8 protein-coding genes and 1 pseudogene are annotated in these 9,743 nt (G+C 43.9%); 8 read left to right on the top strand and 1 reads right to left on the bottom strand.

The features are described 5' to 3' along the window. A pseudogene (locus HRT75_RS02105) lies at positions 1 to 772 on the bottom strand (sodium:solute symporter); the annotation flags it as partial. A gap of 77 nt (positions 773 to 849) precedes the next feature. Here HRT75_RS02105 and HRT75_RS02100 point away from each other — a divergent pair. The 8 genes from HRT75_RS02100 to HRT75_RS02065 all read left to right on the top strand — a co-directional run bounded on the left by HRT75_RS02100 (position 850) and on the right by HRT75_RS02065 (position 9,680). Next, a complete protein-coding gene (locus HRT75_RS02100; protein WP_291182355.1) occupies positions 850 to 3,366 on the top strand; it encodes a T9SS type A sorting domain-containing protein in 2,517 nt (838 codons plus the stop codon). A gap of 76 nt (positions 3,367 to 3,442) precedes the next feature. Beyond that, positions 3,443 to 4,069, top strand: coding sequence for a recombination mediator RecR (recR, locus tag HRT75_RS02095; RefSeq protein WP_291182354.1), 627 nt, complete (start codon positions 3,443 to 3,445; stop codon positions 4,067 to 4,069). Then, positions 4,066 to 5,196, top strand: coding sequence for a glycosyltransferase family 2 protein (locus tag HRT75_RS02090; protein ID WP_291182353.1), 1,131 nt, complete (start codon positions 4,066 to 4,068; stop codon positions 5,194 to 5,196). Before recR ends, HRT75_RS02090 begins: the two co-directional genes overlap by 4 nt. Before the next feature lie 84 nt (positions 5,197 to 5,280). Next, complete coding sequence (locus HRT75_RS02085) at positions 5,281 to 6,600, top strand: dihydrolipoamide acetyltransferase family protein (protein ID WP_291182352.1); 1,320 nt, start codon at positions 5,281 to 5,283, stop codon at positions 6,598 to 6,600. Between the two features lie 83 nt (positions 6,601 to 6,683). Continuing rightward, a complete protein-coding gene (locus HRT75_RS02080) occupies positions 6,684 to 7,460 on the top strand; it encodes a 3'-5' exonuclease (RefSeq protein WP_291182351.1) in 777 nt (258 codons plus the stop codon). A 3-nt stretch (positions 7,461 to 7,463) separates the two neighbouring features. Then, entirely contained in the window at positions 7,464 to 8,075 is a 612-nt protein-coding gene (locus tag HRT75_RS02075) for a fumarylacetoacetate hydrolase family protein (protein ID WP_291182350.1), read from the top strand. Further along, on the top strand, positions 8,076 to 8,417 hold the full coding sequence (locus tag HRT75_RS02070; RefSeq protein WP_291182349.1) for an Hpt domain-containing protein: 342 nt from the start codon (positions 8,076 to 8,078) through the stop codon (positions 8,415 to 8,417). After that, complete coding sequence (locus tag HRT75_RS02065) at positions 8,418 to 9,680, top strand: competence/damage-inducible protein A (RefSeq protein WP_291182348.1); 1,263 nt, start codon at positions 8,418 to 8,420, stop codon at positions 9,678 to 9,680. Positions 9,681 to 9,743: the final 63 nt, after the last annotated feature.

Below are 9,743 nucleotides of genomic sequence, written 5' to 3'. Positions count from 1 at the left end.
CCAAGCCCGTCATTACACTCGCAATAAAACCGCCGCTAATGAATTGCTTGATAAAATGCTGACCCGATTTCCAGTCGTCAAAAAAGAACATCTTAGAAAGATCGCTTTCTGCAATGGTGTTGGTGAGCCCGCCTAAGGACAAGCCCATATCCGAAGAAATGATATAAATGGCAACTCCTACCGCAATCAACATGAATAAGGTCTGCAAGGTGTCTGTCCATACAATGGTTTTAATACCGCTTTTAAAGGTGTAAAGCCAGATCAGAAGTATGGTAATGGCCACGGTTACGGCAAAGGGAACTCCGGTGCCACCCATGAACGGCATCTTGTCAAAAACGAGATATTGGAGCACGTTCGCAACCAGATAAAGTCTAAAACTTGCACCCACTATACGTGAAAGCAGGAAAAAAGAGGCTCCTGTTTTATAGGATTTTTCCCCAAATCTCACTTTTAAATAGCCGTAAATTGAAGTCAAATTAAGGCGGTAATACAGAGGCATTAGGATCATTCCAATCACGGCATAACCCACCGTATAACCCAGTACAACTTGAAAATAACTGCACTGTGAAGCCGCTACTTGTCCAGGTACTGAAATGAAGGTAACGCCGCTTAAACTGGCGCCTATCATGCCAAAGGCGACTACATACCAAGGCGATTTATTACTGGCTTTGAAGAAGTCTGCATTGCTGCCGCCTTTGTTGGTCAAAAAGGAGATCAGAATCAAAATTCCAAAGTATCCGGCAATTAAAAGAAGAATGTGGGTAGGGTTCATAAGCGCTAACTTGTTTAAAATGTATAACAAATCCAAATTTCGATTCGTATATTTGAAAGTCTTCAAAAAAATCAACCATGAAAAAACTACTACTACTTACCGCATTCGCGATCGTTGGGTGGGGCACATCTACAGTACAGGCTCAGGAGTATCTCGACATGATCGAGGCTGGAACCTTTACCATTGCAGAAATTCAAGACAGTGCGCAATCTCATTTTGATGAAGTGGGAACCGGACGTGGAACTGGCTACAAGCAGTTCAAACGTTGGGAGTATCAAGCATTGCGTTTGCAAAATGATGAAGGGTACCTAACTCAAGAGACTGAGTACATCGAAGAACTTCAACGCTTTGAGGCGTATTTAAACGAAAATCCATCTGCGCGTTCTGCTAGTGGCGGAACCGGCAACTGGGTGGAAGAAGGACCTACTACTTGGGATGATTACCAAGGGTGGAACCCTGGAATTGGTCGTGTGACCGGTTTTGCTGTCGATCCTACAGATAACGATCACATTGTGATTGGTTCACCAACTGGTGGTGTGTGGAAGACACTTAACGGTGGAGCGAACTGGATTCCATTAACAGATTACTTTGTGAACCTTGATGTGTATTCAGTGACAATGGATCCACAAGATTCCCAAACTTATTTCATCGGATCTTACTCTGGATTGATCTACAAGTCAACAGATGGTGGGGCAACTTGGGCACAAATAGGTACTGCTGGAGGTAGTTCTGTAGTGAACAAGATCTTGATTCACCCAACTAATTCAAACATTATGTTTGCTTCAGTACAGAATCAAGGTGTTTACCGTTCAATGGATGGTGGAGCAACTTGGTCTGACGTAATTCCTGCGGCTAGCCGTGGATACGATGTAGAATTCAAGCCTGGTGATCCTTCTGTGGTATACGCTTCAGGTAACCGTTTCTACAAGTCTACCGACGGTGGTGCTACTTTTAGCACGATCAGTGGAGGATTTACTTTTAATCCGACTATGATCGGAGTTTCTGCTGCAGATCCTGCTAGAGTATACGTTGTTCAATCCAACGGAAACCGATTTGGTGGTTTCTTTAGATCTGATGATGACGGAACAACGTTCACCAATCTTCCTCACGGATCTACAAACTACTTCGGATACAGTGTATTCGGATCAGATACTGCAGGGCAAGCGCCACGTGATATGGATATCACTGTAAGCCCAACAGATGCTGATGAGGTATTGATCGCTGGTATTTTAGTTTGGCGTTCATTTAATGGAGGTGCAGATTTTGAATGTACTTCTGGATGGGCTTTGTTTGAATCAAGCTCGTTTAACGTGGGATACTGTCACGCAGATGTTGACATTTTAGAATACGTTGGAGATAAAGTATTTGCTGGTACTGACGGTGGATTGTTTATCGCTGAAGATCCTCAAGCGACCATGTCTCAGACTTTTTGGACAGACCTTTCTTTTGGATTGGGTATTCGTCAATTCTATAAAATTGGAATCTCTCAAAGTGATCCTGTGATCATTACTGGAGGTTCTCAGGACAACGGTACTTCCGTTTATACAACTGCCGGTGAATGGCGCGATTGGCTTGGTGCCGATGGTATGGAAGGATTCGTTGATAAAGACAACAACAATTTCCTTTACGGAACTACCCAAGGAGGTCAGCTTTACCGATCTACAACTGGTGGGGTAACTTACTTTAACTTGAACGAACCTTCTCCAGGTGGAGGAAACTGGGTATCGCCATTTGAGCAAGATCCTAACGTAACTAACACGATTTACGTAGGATACAACCGTGTGAATAAGTCAACCAACTCTGGTGGTTCTTGGACCGCGATCTCTCAAACATTCCCAGGAAACTTGGATAATCTAAAGATCGCACCAGGAAACAGTGACATTATGTGGGCTTCAAGAGCGGGATCAATATATAAAACAGAAGACGGAGGAGCTACTTCTTGGAGCACCGTTACTGGAACAGTTGGAAGTATTAATGATATCGCAATCCACCCAACAGATCCTAACAAAGTTGCTGTTGCAACTACTTACGGAAGTGCTCGCGTATACGTAACCACAGATGGAGGAGCAACTTGGCAAAACTACAAGAAGAACCTTCCTAACTTTGCTGCACTTTCTGTAGTATGGGATAATACTTCTGTAAACGGACTTTATGTAGGTATGAACTACGGTTTGTTCTACATTGATGATACGTTCTCTGATTGGCAAATTTACGATACCAACATGCCTCACGTACGTGTAAGCGAGTTGGAGATCAACAACGTGAATGATCGTATTTACGCCGCTACTTATGGACGTGGAGTTTGGTCTTCACCAGTATATGATAACCCACTTAACGTGGCAGATAACACTTTTGAGAACTTGGTGACTTTATATCCTAATCCTGCACGTGATGAGGTAACTGTCAACTGGCCAACAAGCAGTGAGGTTGATATTGAGGTATTTGACATCAACGGACGTTTGCTGATCAATCAAAAAGACATCAACGTACAAGGTGCCTATAACTTGAACATTTCTCGCTTGAACAGTGGAGTTCATTTTGTGAGAATTTCAAGTGAAGGGAAAATGATCGTGAAAAAGCTGATCGTTAATTAAGACGAATCACTTAAATCATAAATAAATTGCTCCGAGAGGCCCCTGCGTTTCTCGGAGCTTTTTTATCTTTAGGGCTGTGGATTTTTCTTCGAAATTATTGGCCGAAGCCGTTGACGAAGTGTCGCTCTTGCCGGGTATTGGTAAGCGCACGGCTTTGCGTTTGGTTTTGCATCTTTTAAAGCAGCCGCAAGGTCAAACCCTGCGCTTAGCAGAAAGTTTAACGGCCTTGCGCAGCCAGATTCAGTTTTGCGATAACTGCCATAACATTTCAGACAGTCCACTCTGCGATATTTGTTCCAATCCCAATCGGGATGATAGTGTAGTTTGTGTTGTGGAGGATATTCGAGATGTGATGGCCATAGAGCACACAGCACAGTTCCGTGGAAAATATCACGTACTCGGCGGAAAGATTTCTCCCATGGAAGGTATCGGCCCCGGAGATCTGAACATTGAATCTCTGGTACAAAAGGTGGCAGATGGAATCGTCAAAGAAGTGATCTTTGCTATGAGTTCTACCATGGAGGGAGATACCACCAACTTTTTTATCTATAAGCAATTGGCACCTTACGGAGTCACTACTACAACCATTGCACGGGGCATCTCTGTTGGAGATGAATTGGAGTATGCAGATCAAGTAACCTTGGGGCGCAGTATACTCCAACGTATTCCATTTGAATCTTCGCTAAAAAATAACGGCTCGTGACCCTATCGGTTGTCATCCTAAACTATAATGTCCAGTTCTTTTTGGAGCATTGTCTGTACAGTGTTGTGAAGGCAACCTCTGGTATGGATGCTGAGATCATTGTGGTGGATAACGCCTCTCCAGATGGATCTGCAGAAATGGTGCGTGAGAAGTTTCCGCAGGTTAAACTTATTGTCAGTCCCAATAATGACGGCTTTAGTGCGGGTAATAATTTGGGTATCGCAGAGGCTAAAGGACAATATATTTGCTTGTTGAATCCAGATACCGTCTTGGGAGAGCAAACTTTAAGAAAAGCTCTAGAAAAGGCGCAATCTTTGGATAACCTTGGAGCTTTAGGGATCAAGATGATCGATGGTACAGGTTCTTTTCTTCCTGAATCTAAACGCGAACTTCCCTTGATTTCGGCCGCACTTAAAAAAGTGATCGGTTTGGGAGGTGGACGTGGTTATTACCAAAACGATATCGATGAAGATGAAGAAGGCGAAGTAGGAGTATTGGTGGGCGCTTTTATGATCTTTTTAAAAGAACGCTATTTGGAGGTAGGCGGTTTGGATGAATCCTATTTTATGTACGGAGAAGATATAGATCTATCCTACAGTTTCACCAAAGCTGGCTATGTGAACTATTATTACGGTAGCGCTACCATGATCCATTACAAAGGGGAGAGTACCGCAAAAGACAAGGCCTATTGGAACCGATTCTATGGCGCGATGGAGATCTTTTATAAAAAGCATTTTCCCAACAAAGCATGGGCACAGGGCTTTTTGAAGATGGGATTATTTGTATTGAAGCATATAGCGGCTTGGAGCTTTAGGGCCAAAAAGAACAAAGTACTTCCTGTCAAACAGCATTATTTGCTATCAGAACAATTAAGTCTCAGAGAAAAACTTGAAGGTTTGTCAGAATTCGAAAATTTGAGCACTTTGTCTAAATCCAGAGCTTTTGACGGTGCCCTAAAGCAATGTATGTTGGTTATGGATACCTCATATATGGATTACCAACAGATTATCAGGCTGATGCAGGAATTAAAAAATTCCGGGAATCGTTTTAGAATACATCCTAAACGCACTAATTTTATCATCGGAAGCGATTATAGCGACCAAAAAGGGGAAGTTGCGCAATGGTAAAATATTGCAAACTATTTAGTGACAGCCCGCTTTTTTGATTAATTTTGCAACGCAATACACCTTTCAACTCTATTTTTTGAGAATATGGCAAAGTTTGAATTAAAGCTCCCGAAAATGGGAGAGAGTGTAGCCGAAGCTACATTGACCGCTTGGCTTAAAGAGGTCGGAGATACCATTGAGGCGGATGAGCCAGTGTTGGAGATCGCCACCGATAAGGTCGATTCTGAGGTTCCCAGTGAAGTGGACGGAGTTTTAGTGGAAAAACTTTTCGAGGTAGATGCAGTGATTCAAGTAGGCCAGACCATCGCGATCATTGAAGTAGATGGTGATGATGCTCCTGCGGCTACACCAGAGCCTGCACAAGAAGTTGCTGCGCCTGTTGAGGCTGCTACAGTAGAAGAGACTGTTGTCACCGCTCAAGCGGCTGTTGCTCCGGCACAGATCAGCAATGATGGTGATCGATTCTACTCGCCATTGGTAAAGAATATTGCACAAACCGAAGGTATTTCTCAATCTGAATTAGATGCCATTCCGGGATCTGGTTTGGAAGGTCGCGTGACCAAAAACGATATCATGGCTTACTTAAAAAGCCGTGGAACTGCTGCTGCAACACCAGCAGCAAAACCCGCAGCACCTGCTGCCGCTCCTGCTGAAAAGAAACCAGCTGCTAAAGCTGCGCCTGTTTCTGTAAACGGAGAAGATGAGGTTATTGAAATGACCCGTATGGGCAAACTTATTGCGCATCACATGCGTGCTAGTGTGGAAACTTCTGCCCACGTGCAATCTTTCGTTGAGGTAGATGTGACCAATATCTGGAATTGGAGAAACAAGGTTAAGAAGTCCTTTGAGGCTCGCGAAGGAGAGAAGATCACCTTTACACCGATCTTTATGGAAGCTGTTGCTAAAGCTTTACGCGACTTCCCAATGATGAACATTCAGGTAGATGGAGATCGCATTATCAAAAAGAAAAATGTAAACCTGGGTATGGCTGCGGCCTTGCCTGATGGGAATTTGATCGTTCCTGTGATCAAGAATGCAGATCAACTCAACCTGGTGGGAATGACCAAAGCTGTCAATGATCTTGCAGGACGTGCGCGTAACAACGCTTTAAAACCAGACGAGATCCAAGACGGAACCTATACCGTGACCAATGTTGGAACGTTCGGTAGCGTGATGGGAACTCCAATTATCAACCAACCTCAGGTGGGTATCTTGGCTTTGGGTGCCATTCGTAAAGTGCCTGCAGTTATTGAAACACCAGAAGGTGACTTTATCGGGATTCGTCATAAAATGTTCTTGTCGCACTCCTACGATCATCGCGTGGTCAACGGAGCTTTGGGCGGAATGTTTGTAAAGCGCGTAGCGGAGTACCTAGAGGCTTGGGATACTAATCGCGAGATTTAGACCATTCTTTAAGGCTTTTTCTGTTTGGTTTTAGTGGGCGTTTCCCTCAAATTATAAGTAACTTTGTGGGATAATATTTCCCAATGCAGCTAAACCTTAATAAACCCATTTGTTTCTTCGATTTGGAGACCACAGGAACCAACGTGGCTCAAGACCGAATCGTAGAGATCTCCATTTTAAAAGTATTTCCTAACGGCAATAAAGAAAGCCACACCTGGAAGGTCAATCCGGGCGTGCCTATTCCTAAACAGGCAGCAGACATTCACGGTATCACTGATGAGATGGTTGCCAATGAGCCCAGCTTTAAAGAGTTGGCGCCTAAGGTCATGGCCTTGCTTAAGGATAGTGATCTTGGCGGGTTTAATTCCAACCGTTTTGATATTCCTTTGTTAGCTGAGGAATTGTTGCGTGCTGAGATAGATCTGGACTTGAAAAAAGCCCAGTCCGTAGATGTGCAAACCATCTTCCACAAAATGGAAAAGCGAACCCTAGGGGCAGCCTATCAGTTCTACTGCGGTAAGAATCTAGAAGATGCGCACTCTGCAGAGGCGGACACCAATGCGACCTATGAGGTCCTATTGGCCCAATTGGATCGCTATGAAGGTTTGGAAAATGATGTGAAGCAGTTGGCGGAATTCTCTTCCCATAAAAACTTTGCAGACTTTGCTGGTTTTGTTGGATATGATAAAGAAGGTCGAGAGATCTTCACCTTTGGGAAATACAAAGGCACTTTAGTAGAAGATGTCTTGGACAAGGAGCCCGGCTATTTTGGCTGGCTGCTTAATGCGGACTTTCCACTATACACTAAAAAAGTGCTTACCCGTATCAAACTCAATCGATTCAATAATAAATTGCTTTAGGTCATGAAGATCATCTGTATCGGTAGAAACTACACCAAACACATTGAGGAGCTTGCCAATGAACGTCCGGAACATCCGGTAGTGTTCATGAAGCCAGACACCTCCATCTTATTAAAGAAGAATCCTTTTATTATTCCCGAGTTTACTGAGGAAGTACATCACGAGGTGGAAGTTTTGATCAAGATCAACCGCATTGGGAAGCATATCGACAAAAAATTTGCCTACAAATACTTTGATGAGATCGGTTTGGGAATCGATTTTACAGCGCGCGACATTCAAACGCAAGTAAAAGAAAAGGGATTGCCTTGGGAAAAGGCCAAAGCTTTTGACGGATCGGCCGTTATTGGTAAATGGTTTGATAAAAACCAGTTTGGTGACTTGAACGACCTGAATTTTAGTTTGTTAAGGAATGATACCCTCGTCCAGGACGGAAATACCTCCTTAATGCTGTGGAAGATTGATGAGATCATCGAATATGTATCTAAATATTTTACTTTGAAGATCGGAGATATTATATTTACCGGCACTCCTGCTGGCGTCGGTCCAGTAGCCCCAAATGATCGTTTGGCTGGATTTTTGGAAGACCAACCAGCATTCGAGGTAAAAGTAAAATAAATGAACAAGCACTATTCTCCCGAAAGTCTTGATGCCCTCGCGGGTGGAGACGACGAATTTAAAGCTGTTGTGGCTCAAACCTTCTTAGAGGAGATACCTACTGATCTTCGAGCTTTGGAAGAAGCTATTGCTGTGAACAACAAAGAGCTGGCCTATCAGTTTGCCCACAAAATGAAACCGAACTTGGAAATGTTCGGTATAGAAGTGGTAGAGGACATTCGCGCCATCGAGGCTTGGACCAAAGCGTCTCAGCCTGTATCCGTAGTAGAAGATATTTTAGACAAGGTAAGCGGTATTCTCAATGCCGTTTTTGACGAACTCAAAGCAGATTTCAATATTTAGATGCAAGCAGAGATCATCACCATAGGCGATGAGATCCTTATTGGACAAATTGTAGATACCAATTCTGCCTATATCGCTACGGAACTCAACAAAATTGGAGTTCAGGTATATCAGATCACCTCAGTACAAGATGAACGCCAACACATATTGGACGCCCTAGCCAAGGCTAAGGAGCGCTCCCAAGTAGTGATTGTTACTGGCGGATTGGGGCCAACTAAAGACGATATTACCAAACAGACCTTCTGTGAATTCTTTGATGATCACCTCATTGAGAATGCAGCCGTTGTGAAGCAAATCCACGAGCTTTTTTCCACCTATGTGAAGCGAAAGCCTTTGCCGGCAAACCTAACGCAGGCCTTGGTGCCTTCAAAAGCAGTCATTCTACCTAATCAACACGGAACCGCTCCGGGAATGTGGATGGAGCAAGATGGTGCTGTTTTTATTTCCCTGCCAGGTGTTCCTTATGAAATGAAAGGTTTGATGCAGGATTCTGTATTGCCCAAACTGCAACAGACCTTTGATAGGCCTTTTATTTATCACAAGACCTTATTGACCTATGGCGAAGGCGAAAGCACCATTGCCGATAGAATAGAGGCTTGGGAAGACGCTTTACCTACGCATATCAAATTGGCTTATTTGCCTTCTTTAGGGCGGGTAAGACTGCGCTTATCAGCCAAAGGTAAAGAGCAGCAGCAAGTCATTGCAGAGGTTGAGGCTCAGATCAAAACCTTAATGCCTATGGTGGAGCACATCTTTGTCGGGTTTGAGGAAGATGGAGCCATAGAGGAATCTGTAGCTAAATTGCTCATTGAAGGCGGTAATACCTTGAGTATAGCAGAAAGTTGTACTGGAGGCCGCATTGCGCAAACCTTTATTTCGCGTTCTGGAGCTTCGGCTTATTTCAAAGGTGGAATCACACCTTATGAAACACAGATGAAAGTAAAGCTCTTGGGCGTACCTGAACAAATCATTAATGAGCACAGTGTAGTGAGCGCAGAAGTGGCTGCGGCTATGGCGACGCAAGTGCGGGAGTTATTCGGTAGCGATTACGCCATAAGCACCACGGGAAATGCCGGTCCTTCCTTGGGAGACAGCGCAGCCCCTGTGGGAACCGTGTTCATTGGAATCGCTGGTCCGGAGGGCGTTGTGACCGAAGAACATCGTTTTGGAAAGAGCCGCGAAAAGGTCATTCAAAGGGCTACTAATAAAGCCTTGGAGCTGCTTAGAAAGCAACTGGTTAAAGCCGCAGTTGTAGAGCAGTAAATCCCATCCGAAGAAAAAAAAGAGAAACTTTCTTAAAAAACACTGAATTCTCTTTTGCTCAGG

Source organism: Gilvibacter sp. (genome assembly GCF_013214815.1).
Taxonomy (GTDB): Bacteria; Bacteroidota; Bacteroidia; order Flavobacteriales; family Flavobacteriaceae; genus Gilvibacter.
The sequence above is the reverse complement of the archived record's forward strand: the minus strand, read 5'-3'. Positions and strand labels throughout refer to the sequence as shown.